The 16,251-nt window shown below is 60.3% G+C and carries 12 protein-coding genes; all 12 read left to right on the top strand.

The features are described from left to right. Window positions 1-46: 46 nt before the first annotated feature. Window positions 47-1,396, top strand: a complete 1,350-nt coding sequence (tolB, locus tag QB905_RS08080; protein ID WP_461781798.1) for a Tol-Pal system beta propeller repeat protein TolB — start codon at window positions 47-49, stop codon at window positions 1,394-1,396. A gap of 423 nt (window positions 1,397-1,819) precedes the next feature. Beyond that, window positions 1,820-2,380 (top strand): peptidoglycan-associated lipoprotein Pal, encoded by a 561-nt coding sequence (pal, locus tag QB905_RS08075; RefSeq protein ID WP_282974228.1) that lies wholly within the window; start codon window positions 1,820-1,822, stop codon window positions 2,378-2,380. A 399-nt stretch (window positions 2,381-2,779) separates the two neighbouring features. After that, window positions 2,780-3,730: a tol-pal system YbgF family protein gene (locus QB905_RS08070; RefSeq protein WP_282974227.1), complete on the top strand. Its 951-nt coding sequence runs from the start codon at window positions 2,780-2,782 to the stop codon at window positions 3,728-3,730. Continuing rightward, window positions 3,721-4,995 (top strand): tRNA lysidine(34) synthetase TilS, encoded by a 1,275-nt coding sequence (gene tilS / locus QB905_RS08065; protein WP_282974226.1) that lies wholly within the window; start codon window positions 3,721-3,723, stop codon window positions 4,993-4,995. The genes QB905_RS08070 and tilS overlap by 10 nt, the downstream gene beginning before the upstream one ends. A 106-nt stretch (window positions 4,996-5,101) precedes the next feature. Then, a complete protein-coding gene (gene ftsH / locus QB905_RS08060; protein WP_282974225.1) occupies window positions 5,102-7,024 on the top strand; it encodes an ATP-dependent zinc metalloprotease FtsH in 1,923 nt (640 codons plus the stop codon). A gap of 290 nt (window positions 7,025-7,314) precedes the next feature. After that, on the top strand, window positions 7,315-8,241 hold the full coding sequence (locus tag QB905_RS08055; protein WP_282974224.1) for a cell division protein FtsQ/DivIB: 927 nt from the start codon (window positions 7,315-7,317) through the stop codon (window positions 8,239-8,241). A 20-nt stretch (window positions 8,242-8,261) separates the two neighbouring features. After that, a complete protein-coding gene (gene ftsA, locus QB905_RS08050) occupies window positions 8,262-9,656 on the top strand; it encodes a cell division protein FtsA (protein ID WP_282974223.1) in 1,395 nt (464 codons plus the stop codon). A 279-nt stretch (window positions 9,657-9,935) separates the two neighbouring features. Beyond that, the gene (gene ftsZ, locus QB905_RS08045; protein WP_282974221.1) at window positions 9,936-11,630 is read left to right on the top strand and encodes a cell division protein FtsZ; all 1,695 of its coding nucleotides are present in this window, start codon (window positions 9,936-9,938) and stop codon (window positions 11,628-11,630) included. Between the two features lie 163 nt (window positions 11,631-11,793). After that, window positions 11,794-12,687 carry a UDP-3-O-acyl-N-acetylglucosamine deacetylase gene (gene lpxC / locus QB905_RS08040; RefSeq protein WP_282974220.1) on the top strand — a complete coding sequence of 298 codons (894 nt, stop codon included), beginning with the start codon at window positions 11,794-11,796 and terminating at the stop codon, window positions 12,685-12,687. Window positions 12,688-12,823: 136 nt separating this feature from the next. Continuing rightward, window positions 12,824-13,708: an outer membrane protein assembly factor BamD gene (locus QB905_RS08035; RefSeq protein ID WP_282974218.1), complete on the top strand. Its 885-nt coding sequence runs from the start codon at window positions 12,824-12,826 to the stop codon at window positions 13,706-13,708. Window positions 13,709-13,772: 64 nt separating this feature from the next. After that, window positions 13,773-14,381 (top strand): sulfotransferase family 2 domain-containing protein, encoded by a 609-nt coding sequence (locus tag QB905_RS08030; protein WP_282974216.1) that lies wholly within the window; start codon window positions 13,773-13,775, stop codon window positions 14,379-14,381. A 57-nt stretch (window positions 14,382-14,438) separates the two neighbouring features. After that, entirely contained in the window at window positions 14,439-16,187 is a 1,749-nt protein-coding gene (locus QB905_RS08025) for a DNA repair protein RecN (RefSeq protein ID WP_282974215.1), read from the top strand. The last annotated feature ends 64 nt before the right edge of the window (window positions 16,188-16,251 follow it).

The raw sequence follows: 16,251 nt of genomic DNA, 5'->3' as shown, positions 1-16,251 counted from the left end.
AGATCAGACAAGGAGCTACGCCATGATCAAGACGACTCCCCAAGCGATGAAACTGACGCGCCGCACGGCTGTGCTGAGCGGGCTGGGCGGCGTGGCCGTGGCCACGTCTCTGGCCACGTCTCTGGCCACGTCTCCGGCGGCGGCTCTTGCGCAGGGCCTGACCGGCACGGTCGATCAGGGCAATATCCAGCCCCTGCCCATCGCCATCGAAATTCTCGGCAAGGACGCCACGGGCAATGATCTCGGCGCGCAGATTTCCAAGGTGGTGTCGGCTGATCTTGAGCGTTCCGGTTATTTCGCGCCGATCGATCCCAATGCCTTTATCGAAACCAATCTCGATGTCAGCGTGCAGCCGACCTGGCAGAGCTGGAAAACGATCAACGCGCAGTACCTGACCTCTGGCCACGCCTTTGTCGATGCCGATGGCCGTTTGCAGGTCGATTTTCGCCTGTGGGACATTTTCTCGCAAAACCAGCTCTTAGGCCAGTCCCTGACCGCCACGCCGGAAAACTGGCGGCGTGTGGCGCACAAGATCGCCGATGCCATCTATGAAAAACTGACCGGTCAGGAAGGTTATTTCGATACGCGCATCGTCTTCGTGGCCGAAAGCGGGCCGCGCAATGCCCGCGTCCGCCATCTGGCCATTATGGATCAGGACGGGGCCAATGCCTCCTATCTGCCGGTGGCCGATGGCGCGATGGCGGTGATGACGCCGCGTTTCTCGGCCGATTCGCAGGAAGTGGCCTATATGTCGCTGACCGCCGATTCCGCCCGCATCTATATCTATAATCTCGATACCAATCGTCAGGAAGCCGTGGGCCAGATTCACGGCATGGCCTTTGCGCCGCGCTTCTCACCCGACGGCACCAAGCTGGCCTACAGCGTCTCGACCGGCGGGGCGACCAACATCTATGTCATGGACCTGCGCACGCGCGCCACCACGCGCCTGACCAGCGGCGGGGCGATCAATACCTCGCCCTCCTTCTCAGCCGATGGCTCGCAGATCGCCTTTACATCGGATCGTGGCGGTTCGCCGCAAATCTACCTGATGAATGCCGACGGCTCGAATGTTCACCGCATCACCTTTGGCGGCGGCCAGTATTCAACGCCGGTCTTCAGTCCGCAGGGCGATAAGATCGCCTTTACGCGACAGGCGGGGGGCCGTTTTTCGATTGGCGTGATGAACCCTGATGGCAGCAACAGCAAGCTGCTGACCTCGTCCTATCTGGAGGAAGGCCCGACCTGGGCGCCCAATGGCCGTTATATCATGTTCTTCCGCGAACCGCCGAGCGGCCTGCCGTCTCTGTGGACGGTGGAGGTCACGGGCCGCATTGAGAGACCCGTGCCCTATCCGGGTGGCGCATCCGACCCGGCCTGGTCACCTCGGCTGAAGTAAGGATAGGGCACACACTTTAGAAACATGGGCCCTATCCGGGTGGCGCATCCGACCCGGCCTGGTCACCTCGGCTGAAGTAAGGATAGGGCACACACTTTAGAAACATGGGCCCTATCCGGGTGGCGCATCCGACCCGGCCTGGTCACCTCGGCTGAACTAGGCCGGAATTAAGGCGGGCAGAGCAAAAAAAGCTCTGTCGCCGGAGTTGCAGCGGATGGTATAGGATTGCGGCGCACCATGCCGAAAATACCGTATCGCGCCGTCTGCGCAGAAAAAAGAAGCCTGTTGATAAAATGTGTCGCTTGGCGTTTGACAAAAGCCAAAAGGCATATAATCGTTTTCTTATAAAAAGGTGCGCATAATGCCGTCACATATCCGTGCGATTGTGCGCTGACATATATTCTGGTGAAAGGGACCAAGACCATGCTGGTATCGACAAAGCCTGTCGTTCGAATTGCCGCCGCTGCTTTTATTCTCGCTTCGGTGGCCGCCTGCGCCAGTAAGCCGAAGCCGGTGGAAACCGCCCCGCCGCCCGTCGCTGAGCAGGCCCCGCCGCCGGCGCCGCCGCCCCCCGCTCCGCAGCCGGTAACCCAAGCGCCGCTGCCCGGTATCGTGCCCGGCTCGCAACAGGATTTTGTGGTTAATGTCGGCGACCGCGTCTATTTCGACACCAATCATTCCGACATCCGCTCCGATGCCCAGAGCATCCTGGCCGCCCAGGCTGCCTGGCTGGTGCGTTATCCGTCGGTCAATATCCGCATCGAAGGCAATTGCGATGATCGCGGTACCCGCGAATATAACTTTGCCCTTGGTGCCCGCCGCGCGCAATCTGTCGCCGATTTCCTGACCGCACATGGCGTTGTGCCGGCCCGCATCTCCACCATTTCCTACGGTAAGGAGCAGCCGATCGATCCGGGCGATGACGAAGCCGCCTGGGCCAAGAACCGCAACGCCCACACCACCCTGGTATCGGGCGCTCAATAAATATCTGGCGCAATAATCTGCGCAAGTTTTGAATGAAACGCACGCTCCCTGACCGTAAGGTGGGGAGCGTGTTGCTTTTTCAGCCCGGTATTTTTGAGAAAGCTCCGCTCGATGACAATGTCGGCTGGGTATCAATGACAAGCTGGCGGCTTCGCAATAAAGCCGCACCCGTATTTAATCATTTACGTCTTATTTCAGCCCGACTATGTTGCTAGAGCAACGAGCGTTTAATTTGACTTACAAATTGAATGCGAGATGCGGAAAAACGTAAAATATAGAGCGGTTTGCATTCCTTTGACCGATTCAATCAGAATGCAAACCGCTCTAGCCAGTTAGCAATGCGTCTGGCCTGAAAGGGCTGGTGCGCCCGGTCTTTTAGAGCGCAGGATGGTAGGCTTCATGTCGGCAGTGGGATCAGTAACGCAACCTTGTGCAAACTGGCGCGTCCGCCTGATGGCGGGCCTGTCGCTGGCGGTGATGAGCGTCGGCATTGCGGGAGGCACGGCGATCGTGCTGCATCCGGCCAGCGCCCATGCCCAGATTTTCGGCGGCGATGACGACGACAAGGACAATCCCACTCAGCCGCCGACGGATTCGACCGTCTGGGACGCCAAGAAGCTGCAACGCCTTGATCGCAATGTGCGCAAGCTCGAACGCTCGGTGCAACACGTAGAGAACAAGTCGAGCCCGCCGATCCTGATCGAGCCTGATCCCGAAGTGGTGGCCCTGCAAGCCACGGTCGATAGCCTGTCGCGCAAACAGGATCAGCTCAATCAGGCCGTGACCCAGCTCACCGGCCAGTTGGAAGACGCTCAGCACAATAACCAGCTCCTGACCCAGCAAGTGTCGGCCCTGACCGCGCGCACCGATACCCTGATCAAGCGCGCCGATCTGGCCGACGCCCATCTGAAGGATATTGACGCGCAACTGGCCCCGCCGCCGCCGCCGCCGCCAACGACCGGCAGCGCCGAAGGTGATTTTGAGCAAGCCTTTAATCTCATGACCTCCGGCAAGACCGATGATTCCGAGCGTGCTTTTGAGGCCTTCACCACCACCTGGCCGGAAGCGACGCAACTGCCCGAAGCCTGGTACCGCCTTGGCCAGTTGCGCGCCATGAAATCTGACGTCAATGGCGCGATCGCGGCCTATGCCACCGCCCTGAAAGGCTGGCCCAAAACCTCCTGGGCGCCTGAGGCTACGGTGCGGCTGGCCGGTGTCCTGTCCGATGCCAACCGGCCCAAGGATGCCTGCGCGGCGATCAGCCAGTTCGACAAGGTGTATGCCAGGGCGGCCACGGCTGAAACGCGCGCCCTGTCGAAGGACTTGAAAGCCAAGGACAAGTGTTCCTGAGCCAGGCCGAGGCGAAGGATTTTACGCCTGAGGCCCTGTTGGCTGATTTTGCCACACGCCTGAACGGTGAGGGGCCGCTGGGCGTCGCCGTGTCCGGCGGTGGCGATTCGCTGGCGCTTTTGCAGAGTCTGGCTCTGTGGGGGCAAAGACCGCTTGAGGTTTTTTGCGTCGATCACGGTATCAACCCGGCCTCGACCGGCTGGAGCGAACAGGTGGCGGCGCAGGCCACGCAACTGGGAGCCGGTTTCACAGCCTTGCAATGGCGTGACGCCAAGCCGTCTAGCGGACTGGCGGCGGCGGCGCGCAGAGCGCGGCATGGCTTGCTGGCCGAAGCCGCGCGGGCGCGCGGCTGCCGCGTCCTGTGTCTGGGCCATACGGCGGATGATGTCATCGAGGCGCGGGCCATGCGTGCGGCGGGATCGAATGTCGGTGCGCCGCGTATCTGGTCGCCGTCGCCGGTCTGGCCGCAGGGGCGCGGACTGTTTCTGTATCGCCCGCTGCTGAACGTGCGCCGCGCGGCTTTGCGTGACTGGCTGAGGGCGCAGGGGCTCGGCTGGATCGATGACCCGGCCAATGACAATCCGCAATCGCTGCGCGCCCGTATGCGTCAGGATATGACGGCTTGCGATGCTGAAATGACTCCGCCATCAGAACCTGGACTCTTGCCGACGGATCTTTTGTATGATCCGCAGGGCTGGGGTGCGCTTGGCCTGATCCGGCTCGATGCGGCGCGGCTGGCGGGGCTGGGCGAAGACCGGCAGGGTCGTATCCTGGCTATGGCGGCGGTGTGTGCCGGTGGCCGCGACCAGTTGCCGCGCCAGGGCCAGACCGCGCATCTGTGGCAAAATCTGCAACAGGGCGGCGTCGCCACACTTTGCGGTGCCAGGGTCTGGCTGGAAAACGGCCATATCCATCTGGTGCGCGATGCCGGTGACATGCACAGGCGACCCATCGCCACCGTCAACGAAACCGGATCGCTTATCTGGGATGGCCGGTTTGAACTGACAGGCGCGGGCACAGCCACTTTAAGCCCTGCGGATGGCCTGCGCGCGCATCTGTCGAAATCCGATCAGCGCAGGCTGACCCGGTTGCCCGCCGCCTTGCGTCCTGTCCTGCCGGTGATCGATAAGTCAGGCCCGCTTCTTGCAATGCCTGACAGCAATGGCACAGATTCAGGTGCGCTTTCCGTCACGGGACTCGTCATGCCGCGCTTTCTGGCGGCCATCGGCGCGGTCAAGGCAGAGAGCGAACTTGATCTGTTCTGAAAAAGGCGTGTGGCGAAGCGCTGTATTTCTCCCTATATGGGGGATAGGTTTGTAAAGAGCCCCGTGGAGGGGCCACCCGAAAGGGCTGAATTAAGGATTGAATTGCATGAATTTGAGGTCAATGGCGATTATCGGCGTCATACTGGCGCTTCTGATCGGTGTCTTTTCCTTTATGCACATGAAATCCGGCCCGCTGCTGGCGGCGGATGGAGGCGGCACGACCGAACTGATCTATTCCGATCTGCTGAATTCGGTCGAAAAGGGACAGGTCAAATCGGCCACCATCCATAATGACGAGGTCAGGGGCAAGCTGGCCGACGGCAAGGATTTCCACGCCACCATCCCCTATGACAGCCAGCAATTGCAGAACGAGATGCAGGCCAAGGGCGTGCAACTGGCCATCCAGTCGGGTCGCGCCGGTATCTTCATGAGCATCGTCACCACGCTGTTGCCGGTGGTGCTGATCATCGGCATCTGGATCTTCTTCATGCGCCAGATGCAGGGCGGCGGACGCGGCGGGGCGATGGGCTTTGGCAAGTCAAAGGCGCGCCTGCTGACCGAGCACAAGAACCGCGTCACGTTTAAAGAAGTGGCCGGTGTCGAGGAAGCCAAGGAAGATTTGCAGGAGGTCGTCGATTTCCTGAAAGATCCGTCGAAATTCCAGAAGCTGGGCGGCAAGATCCCCAAGGGCGCTCTGCTGGTCGGCCCTCCGGGTACGGGTAAAACCTTGCTGGCGCGCGCTGTGGCCGGTGAGGCGGGTGTGCCCTTCTTCTCGATCTCCGGTTCGGATTTCGTTGAAATGTTCGTCGGCGTCGGCGCATCGCGTGTGCGTGATATGTTCGAACAGGCCAAGAAGAATGCGCCGTGTATCATCTTCATCGATGAAATCGACGCGGTCGGTCGCCATCGCGGCGCCGGTCATGGCGGTGGCAATGACGAGCGCGAACAGACGCTCAACCAGTTGCTGGTCGAGATGGACGGCTTTGAGGCCAATGAAGGCATCATCATGATCGCCGCCACCAACCGCCCGGACGTGCTCGATTCGGCGCTGCTGCGTCCCGGCCGTTTCGACCGCCAGGTGACAGTGCCCAATCCTGATCTGACCGGGCGCGAAGCCATTCTGCGCGTCCATATGAAGCCGGTGCCGCTGGCCGTCGATGTCGATGTCAAGGTGATCGCGCGCGGCACGCCGGGATTCTCCGGTGCCGATCTGGCCAATCTGGTCAATGAAGCGGCCCTGATGGCGGCGCGCAAGGATCGCAAGCTGGTCACCATGCGCGATTTTGAAGACGCCAAGGACAAGGTGATGATGGGGGCCGAGCGCAAATCGATGGCCATGTCGGAAGACGAAAAGCGCAATACGGCTTACCACGAAGGCGGCCATGCCATCGTGGCGCTGAAAACCCCGCAGGCCGATCCGGTGCACAAGGCGACCATTATCCCGCGTGGCCGGGCGCTGGGTATGGTGATGCAGTTGCCGGAAGGCGACCGCTATTCCATGAACTACACCCAGATGACCTCGCGCCTCGCCATCATGATGGCCGGTCGCGTCGCCGAAGAAATCATCATGGGCAAGGACAATATCACGTCCGGCGCGTCTTCGGACATTCAGGCCGCCACGCGCCTGGCCAAGTCGATGGTGACGCGCTGGGGCTTTTCGGACAAGCTGGGCTTCGTCGATTACAAGCAGGGCGAAGATGAATATGGCGCGCTTGGCCGCGATACGTCGGAAGCGACGCAGCAGATCATTGATGATGAGGTCAAGCGCCTGATCAATGTCGGCTATGAAGAGGCCAAGCGTATCCTGACCGAAAATCTCGATGGCCTGCACCGTCTGGCCAGAACCCTGCTCGATCTTGAAACCCTGACCGGTGATGAAATCGCCAAGATCCTGAATGGCGAGGAAATCGTCCGCGACGAAGAAACCGGCGTGGCCATCGAACTCAGCTCCAATTCGGCTGTGCCCGAAACGGAAGCGCCGAAGGAAGAGGCGGCTGCCGCGCCCGCCGTGCCGGTGGTGGCCGAATAAGGGCTGGCAAAATCCGTATAGAAAAGCCGGGGCATCTGCTCCGGTTTTTTTATACCTGGACATGCGGAATCCGTGATCCGTTCTGAGCCGGTGCGCGGTTACAGGTTTGCAATTATCCCTACCAAAATCTTACGACGGGCCCGATTCGTTATCAGTCTGTTAAGGTCGTTCTGGCTTTTATGGGCGCTTAACCAGTCAGGGAATTCGATCGATCAGCGCGCCGGACGGCGGCTGAGCGCGCACCCGATTTCCCGGCTCCCTGTAACGATTTTGAGTAACCGGAGGCGCATATGCCCGCTGTCGTTCGTGGTGGCAGACGACAAGCATCTTCCGCTCAGTCAGCGGGGGCTGGTAAAGCGGCGGGCAAAACGGCGGGCCTGCGGCGCGCGGGCAAGGGGCGCGCGCCGCAGGCCGGAAAATCGCGTCTGCTCGGTGCCGTTCCCATGCCGGGCGAACTGACGGGCTGGCTGGCGGTTCTGGTGATCGCCGGGCTATTGGCTGCCGTGCTGCTGACCGGGCATCGCGCCGAGGCATTAGGTCGGGCCATGCTCAATTTTGCCGATGACCGCATGGCGTCCTTAGGCGTCAAACTCGAAAATGTCCGTCTGGCGGGTGTATCCGATGAGGCGGCGCCCGACATCAAGAAAGCGCTCGATTTCCATCGTGGCCAGCCTTTCGTCTTCATGGATCTGAGCGCCGTTCAGGCGGCGGTCGAAAATGTCGGCTGGGTCAAGTCGGCCACCATCCATCGCCAGTTTCCCAATACGCTGATCGTGTCGGTGGTGGAGCGCCCGCGTCTGGCCGTCTGGCAATATAATGGCCGCGAGCAGGTGATCGATGATACCGGCCAGGTGATTCCCGAAGCCAATGCCGTCAAATTTCCCAATCTGCCGCTGATCGTCGGCGAAGGCGCCAATGAAACAGCCTCCGACATCATCCAGCTCGTGCAGGCGCGTCCCGACCTGTATCAGCGTATCTTTGCCCTTCAGCGCGTCGATACGCGCCGCTGGAACATCATCCTGAAGAATGGCACGGTCATCAAGCTGCCTGCCCTCAATCAGGATCAGGCTCTTGGTCGCCTTGATGTGCTGATCGCACAGCAGCGCGTGCTCGATCAGGGCCTTGCCGAAATCGACCTCTTAGACCCCACCGCCCTTGTCGTCGTGCCGCTCGAAGCGCGCCCGTCGCATCCGGCAACCGCTACCCCTGCAACCTGATCTGATCCGAGTAGAAGCTCATGTCCAGATTCGAAGACCGTCAGAACGCCAAACGCGGCGTCAGCCCCCAGCACATACAGCCGGTCAGCAAGACCGACTGGGCCACCGGTACGTCCGGCGCAGGTCAGGTCAGGCCGCCTGCCGCCTCTGGTCTGATCGCGGCGCTTGACCTTGGCGCGTCGAAGATCGGCTGCTTCATCATGCGGCCGGAAGGGGCGCGTCAGGCTGATCGCTCGATCCGCGTCGCCGGGGTTGGCTATGTGCAGTCGCGCGGCGTACGCGCAGGCGCGATTATCGATATGGAGGCCGCGTCTCAGGCCATAGCCCAGGCGGTGGAACGCGCCGAAGCTATGGCCAAGGTGTCCATTCAGGGCGTGCGCGTCACTGTGCCCGGCGCGGGCTGCGCCTCGCATCGCGTATCGGCGCAGGTGTCTCTGGGCTTAAAGCCGATCTCCGACCTTGATCTCAACCGTGCCATCGCCTCGGCTTTGGCGCAGGTGCGCTTCCCCAACCGTCGCGCCATTCACCTGCTGCCTGTGGCGTGGAGCGTTGATGAGCAACCGGGCGTGCGCGATCCGCGTGGCTTGAGCGGCCGCAGCCTTGGCCTCGAACTGCTGGTCGTCACCATCGACGACAACGTCTTCAACAATATCAATCAGTGCGTTTCGCAGGCCCATCTCGAAGTCCACGCCATCGTGTCGGCTCCGCTGGCCTCGGCTGTGGCGGCGCTCGAAGAAGACGAAAAGGAACTGGGCTGCATCTGCATCGATATGGGCGCGTCCTCGACCACGGCGGCCATTTTCGCGGGCGGCACACTGATCCATGTCGATTGCCTGAATGTCGGCGGCGGCCACGTCACGGCCGACATCGCGCGCGGCCTTTCCACCACCCTGGCCGGGGCCGAAAGGCTGAAAACCCTGCACGGATCTGCCATTGCGTCGAGCAACGAAGACCGCGAGACGGTCGAGGCCCCGCCGCGCGGCGATGATCGTGGTGGCGCGCCGATCGTGGTGCCGCGCTCAATCCTCAAGGGCATTATCGCGCCGCGCGTCGAAGAAATTTTCGAGCTGCTGCGCGAAAAGATCAAGGCGTCGGGCGTCCATATCGAGCCGGGCGCGGGCATTGTCCTGACCGGCGGCGCGTCGCAACTGGCCGGTGTGCGCGAACTGGCCATCCGTGTGTTTGATCGTCCGGTGCGCCTGGGCAAACCACGTAGAGTCCCTCATTTGGGCGATGCGGCGTCGGGGCCGTCATTTTCCGCCACATCAGGCGTTATCCTGCGCACGCTTTACGGCCCGCGCGATGTGGTGCCGGTGCGCAAGATCATGACCGCCAAGATAGGCCCGCGCGACGCGCCTTCGGGTTCGGGTAATCTGGTGATGCGTGTGATTGATTGGCTGAAGGCGAATCTTTAGGTATTTTGTCACCATATTGATTCGCAATAGCTTTCTACCCTAACGGCACTCTTTCTGCGCCGCGACTCCCTTTGGACTCATTGTTCAGTCATCTGGTCACACTTCGGTAATCAATCTTAAAATTTATTACCAAAACGGGTTCAAATCCCCGCGACTCAAGCTATCGGGTAATCATTCGTTAAGCATAACCGTAGTCTCATAGGTCACTATATAAAGAGGCGCAGTTTTAAGGCTGCCTTCCGAAGTGGGATGAGATTGTGAAAGGTTGATCCTAGAGCCATGGCTATTCATCTTTCTGCGCCACGCGCAACAGAATTGAAACCGCGTATCGTTGTCTTCGGTGTAGGCGGAGCTGGCGGCAATGCGGTCAATAATATGATCGAGGCGGGCCTCGAAGGCGTCGAGTTCGTCGTCGCCAATACCGATGCCCAGCAATTGCAGTTTTCGCGCACCGAAGCGCGGGTGCAACTGGGCGTTGGCATTACGCAAGGTCTGGGTGCGGGCGCGCATCCCGAAGTGGGCATGACCGCCGCTGAGGAATCAGCCGCCGAAATCGCCGAGCATCTCGATGGCGCCCATATGGTGTTCATCACCGCCGGTATGGGCGGCGGCACCGGCACCGGTGCAGCACCGATTATTGCGAAATGCGCCCGCGAGCGCGGTATCCTGACGGTGGGCGTGGTCACCAAGCCCTTCACGTTTGAGGGCCGTCACCGGATGCGTCTGGCCGATGCCGGTATCAGCGAGTTGCAGCGCTATGTTGATACGCTGATCGTCATCCCCAACCAGAATCTGTTCCGCATTGCCAATGAGCGCACCACCTTTGCCGAAGCCTTCGGCATGGCCGATCAGGTGCTGCACGCCGGTGTCCGTTCGATCACCGATCTGATGGTGCTGCCCGGTCTGATCAATCTTGATTTTGCCGATGTGCGCTCGGTCATGTCCGATATGGGCAAGGCCATGATGGGCACGGGCGAGGCTTCGGGCGAAGACCGCGCCCTGCTGGCGGCGCAAAACGCCATCCAGAATCCGCTGCTCGATGAAACCTCGCTGAAGGGCGCGAAGGCCGTGCTGGTCAATGTGACCGGCGGCCTCGACATGACTCTGCATGAGGTCGATGAGGCAGCCAACGCTATCTCCTCCGAAGTCGATCCCGAAGCGAACATCATCTTCGGCGCGGCGTTTGATCCGCAACTCGAAGGCAAGTTGCGCGTATCGGTCGTGGCGACAGGTATGGATGGGGTGGCGCTGCAAACGCCACTCACCACGCCCGCCAAGACCCAGGCCCCGACTCCCGCCCCGACCTTCGGCATGGGTTATGGTGCGCGTCAGGAAAGCCCCGCACACGCATCGCAGCCGGCCCCCGTGCCGCAGGTCGCCGAAATGCGCCAGAACGCCCCGGTTCCGTCAGCGCAGGTTCAGACGCCTTCGTACGCACCCGTTCAGGCCGCCGCCGCGACGCCGCGTTCCAGCCTGTTTAACGAAGCACCCGCGACTCAGTCTGCGCCTGCACCGCAAGCGGCACCCGCCGAGCAGCGTGTTATTTCGCGGATCGTCGATCCTTCGGTGGAAGACGACAACTTCGTCATGCCGCAATCAACCCCGGTGGCCCAGCCCTCCTATGCTGAGCGCCCCGCCAGCCCGGCGATCCAGCGCCCCGCCAGCTATGCCAATCCGGCTCCGCAAGCTCCGGTGCAGCGTCCTGCCGCGCAGCCGACGCGCCTGGCCAGTGAGGAAGAGGGGCGTGAATCTTTCTGGCGCGGCCTGTTCCCGCAGCGTCAGTCGGCCCCTTACGCAGCACCTCAGGCGCCCGCCGAAGCTTCTGGCCGGGATGGCCGCGAAGAGGCTGACCGCTATGTGCCCGCACCGGCGAAAGGTAATCTGAACCCGGCGGCGCGTTCGGAAATCCAGCCCGCTATGGAAGCGGAAGACGATCTTGAAATTCCTTCTTTTTTAAGACGCCTTGCCAATTAAATCCTCATTAAGCAAAGCGTTACAAACGGAAATACAAGTTCGTTTGTGAGGCGAGGCCTAAAAATATATACAGAATGCGGGCCAGAAATGCGCCCGCATTTTTGTTTTTGCGTTGCGCCGCGTTTTGAGCCAGCCGTAAAAATGCCTAGGGATTGAAGTTATCATGTTGCCTGATCAGAATGAACAGACCCTGGCCCATGCCGCGATTATCGCCGGTACGGGTCTGCACACGGGCATTGCCGTGCGCATGGTCGTGCGTCCTGCGCCTGCCGGCACGGGCGTGATGTTTGTCCGCAGCGACGTCTCCGACCGTGATAACCGGGTAGCGGCCCTGGCGCATAATGTCACCAAAACCACACTCGGCACGGTCATCACCAATGCCGCCGGTGTTTCTGTATCGACGATTGAGCATGTGATGGCGGCCTTTGCGGCGCTGAGCATCGATAATGTGGTGGTCGAGCTGGATGGGCCGGAAGTGCCGATCATGGATGGTTCGGCTGAGCCCTTCGTGCAATTGCTCGATCAGGCCGGTTTCCGCCCGCAGCCAATTCCGCAATCCTTTATCGAAATCCTTAAGCCGGTTGAAGTGACCGAGGGCGACAAGCGCGCCACGCTTCTGCCCGCCGACCGTTTCGAAGTGCGCTTTGAAATCGATTTTCCCGGCACGCCGATCGGTCATCAGGCCGTCGATCTGATCGTCACCGAACAGTCCTTCCGCGAAGAACTGGCGGCGGCGCGCACCTTCGGCTTTCTCGATGGCGTGGCGGCCTTGCGCGCTGCCGGTCTGGCGCGCGGCGGCTCGCTCGACAATGCCGTTGTGATCGATGGCGATCATATCATGAATGAGGGCGGGCTGCGCTTCGCCGATGAATTCGTGCGCCACAAGGCGCTCGATGCTATCGGCGACCTGTATGTGCTGGGTATGCCGATTCTTGGCCGCTTTGAAGGAATCCGCGCCGGTCACGGCCTTAATAATGCCTTGGTCCGTGCCCTATTGTCGCAACCGGATGCCTACCGTGTGGTTTCGCGCGGGCCAGCCCTGGCTAAGGTCGGCTGAGGCCAGCGCGCCACACGGATCTGATTAACCGAATTCGGTTGGCGGGCCGGGATGGCTCGTGTAGATGTATCCTCAAAATCAGGATGAGCGCGGTGCCGGGTGTTTCCGGGCTCTGCGCAAACAAGAGGATGTAAACGTGAGCGCTGCGGGTCTTCTCAAAAAAACGGCGATTGTCGTGTTGCTGGCCGGTGTTTCCGTGTCTGGCCTGACGGCCTGCGCCGGTAAGTCGAAGCAGGAGCACCTCGTTTACGAAGAACGCCCGGTTGAACTGCTTTATAATACCGGTATGCAGAATCTCGATCAGAAAAACTGGGCGGACGCTGTTTTGTATTTCCAGGAAGTCCAGCGCCAGCATCCCTATTCGGAATGGTCGCGCCGCGCCATTGTCATGACCATCTATGCCGACTATCAGGCCGACAAATATGACGATGCGTCCGATGCCGCCGACCAGTTCATCAAGCTGTATCCCGGCAGCGACCTGACGCCTTACGCCTATTATATGAAGGCCATCTGCCAGTTCGAGCAGATCGTCGATGTTGGCCGCGATCAGGGCTTCACCCTTAATGCGCAGGCCTTGCTGACCGATGTGATTCGCCGCTATCCCGACAGCGAATATGCCAAGGATGCGCGCGTCAAGCTCGACATGGTGCATGACCAATTGGCGGGCAAGGAAATGGCCATCGGGCGCTGGTATCTGAACGATAATCAGCCCCTGGCTGCTATAGGCCGCTTCAAGGCCGTGGTCGAAAACTACCAGACCACCAGCCATGTGCCTGAGGCCCTGTATCGTCTGGTCGAGGCCAATGAAATGCTGGGTCTGGACGAGGAGGCCAAGCGCGATGGCGCGGTGCTGGGCTATAATTATCCGGGCGACCGCTGGTATGCGGCGGCCTACAAGCTGCTGACCGACAAGGGCACCAAGCCCGATGTCAAACCCGATCCCAAAGGCAAAAAGGGGCCTAAGGCACCCGACGTCACCAAGAAGAAGAGCTGGCTGGGCTTTATGCGGCCAAAGGTCTGACAAACTGTGATGCGGTATGCATTAACAGTCACCGGCTCACGATGATTCTTTTTTAGGTTCGTGTATGATTTCGCATGATCATAAATGTATTTTTATACATATTCCACGTTGTGCTGGTACAAGTATCGAGTCCTGGATAGGTGGTCAGGACTGGTGGTATGTAGAATCGAGTACAAAGCATGTAATTGCCAGTCAAGCTAAAGAAATTTATTCAGAATACTGGAATGAGTATTTTAAATTTTCTGTTGTCCGAAATCCATACACGCGCGTTTTATCGTCTTTAAAATATATGGATTATTTCGGAACTTACCTTGACTCTCAGGGAAACATCGATTTTTCTGAATATCACAAGCTTTTCGGCAGCGATGTTGTACTGGAATGCGACTATCGATTCTATGACCGTAAAAATATTTTAAAACCGCACCATATTGCAGGGCAGGTCTATGGCAATATTCTTGATGAGCCTCTGGATTACATCATCAGATATGAAAATCTTCACGATGATGTACAGGAGGTCGGTCAGTATCTTGGTTTGAAAACGGAATTTAATCAGCATCTGGAGTCTTCGCAGACCTTGGGGACTGGAATTACGAGCAGGCTGACAGATAAGACCCAAGCATATGTTTCGCATTTATATAGCCACGATTTTTTGAGATACGGCTACACGGATTGACTTTAACTATTTTTTGCATCATGTTCTCCAAATGTTCGCATTTGCCGGGGCCATATTATGCTGACCCGCCTAACCATTTCCGATGTTGTTCTCGTTGATCGCCTCGAACTCGATCTCAGGCCCGGCCTGAGCGTCCTGACCGGGGAAACCGGGGCGGGCAAGTCGATCCTGCTCGATAGTCTGGGCCTGGCCACGGGGGCGCGCGCCGATACCGGCCTGATCCGCGCAGGCGCATCTCAGGCTTCGGTGGCGGCCGAGTTTGATCTGGCCGCCAGCCACCCCCTCTATGCCTTTCTCGATGACAAGGGGCTGCTGCTCGAACCGGGCGAGACGCTTTTGCTGCGCCGCGTGGTGACGCGCGATGGCCGCTCGAAAGCCTTCGTCAATGATCAGCCGGTCAGCGTCGCCGTGCTCAAGGCGCTGGGCGAGGGCCTGCTGGAAGTGCATGGCCAGCATGAAACCGTCGGGCTGCTTGATGTGCGCGCCCATGTCGGCCTGCTCGACGCCTATGGCCAGACGGGGCCTGAACGCCAGCGCGTGGCGGCGGCCTGGAAGGCGCTGAAAGCCCTGCGTGACGAACAGCGCAACCTGTTGAAGCGCGCTCAGGGCGACAAGGCCGAACTGGAAACCCTGACCCAGCGTTTGCAGGAACTGGATCGGCTTAATCCGCAGGAAAATGAAGAGGCGCAACTGGCCTCGGAGCGCGCTCTGCTGGGGGCCTCGGAGCGTGCGCTCGAAGATATTTGCGAGGCGCGCGATGCGGTGGGCGGCGATCAGCTATCGCAGCGTCTGGCCAAGGCGTTTCGTGCCCTCGATCACGCCCGCACCCGCGCCATGCAGGCCGGGGCCACATCGGACGACGAGGTGCTGAAACGCCTGACCGCTGCCGCCGATGCGCTGGATCGTACCCTGATCGCCGCCGATGAGGCTATGGCCCTGATGGATCAGGCCGCGGACAGTATGGATGTCGAACCGGGCCAGTTGGATCGCTGTGAGGAACGTTTGTTCGCCTTGCGGGCTATGGCGCGCAAGCTGGGTATTCTGGTCGAAGACCTGCCGCAGGCACGGGCGCGCATCGCCCATGCGCTCAATGAAATCGAAGATCTCGACGCCCATCTTGGCAAGCTGAACATCGCCATCCACGCCGCGCAACAGGCCTTCGATGCGGAAATCGAAGCCTTGCGGGCGCGCCGCGAACAGGCGGGTGAGGGCCTGAGTGCGGCCGTAATGGCCGAATTGGGGCCGCTTAAGCTCGACAAGGCACGTTTCCGCGTCTGCGTGACGGCGCTGGAGCCTGAGCGCTATGGCGCGGGCGGCGGCGATGCGGTGGCGTTTGAAATCAAGACCAATCCGGGTGCCGACTGGGGCAATCTCAGCGCTATCGCTTCGGGCGGCGAACTGGCGCGCTTTGCCCTGGCGCTCAAGGCGGCCCTTGCCTCGAAAATGGCGTCGAAAGGTGCCGAAGAGGCGGCTACGCCGGTCATGATCTTCGATGAGGTCGATCAGGGCGTGGGTGGTGCGGTGGCCGATGCGGTGGGATTGCGTCTCAAGCGACTGGCGAAAAACGCTCAGGTGATCGTGGTCACCCACAGCCCGCAAGTGGCGGCATGCGGCGATCAGCACTTAAAGGTCAGCAAGGCCGAACACGACGGCGCGATGCGCTCCACCGTGCAGGTGCTGACGCCTGCGCAGGGGCTGGAAGAACTGGCGCGCATGTTGTCGGGCGCGGAAATCACGCCGGAAGCACGCGCGGCGGCCCAGCGTCTGAAAGCTGCGGATCGAATCACGGTTCAGGCGGCGGAGTAAGGGCGTGGCGGGAAGGCGGCGTACCGGTTGCTGCATCGTGGCTGACTATGCTATCGCGCCACCA

Origin of the sequence: Asticcacaulis sp. EMRT-3 (assembly GCF_030027245.1) — a bacterium.
Classification (GTDB): Bacteria; Pseudomonadota; Alphaproteobacteria; order Caulobacterales; family Caulobacteraceae; genus Asticcacaulis.
The sequence above is the reverse complement of the archived record's forward strand: the minus strand, read 5'-3'. Positions and strand labels throughout refer to the sequence as shown.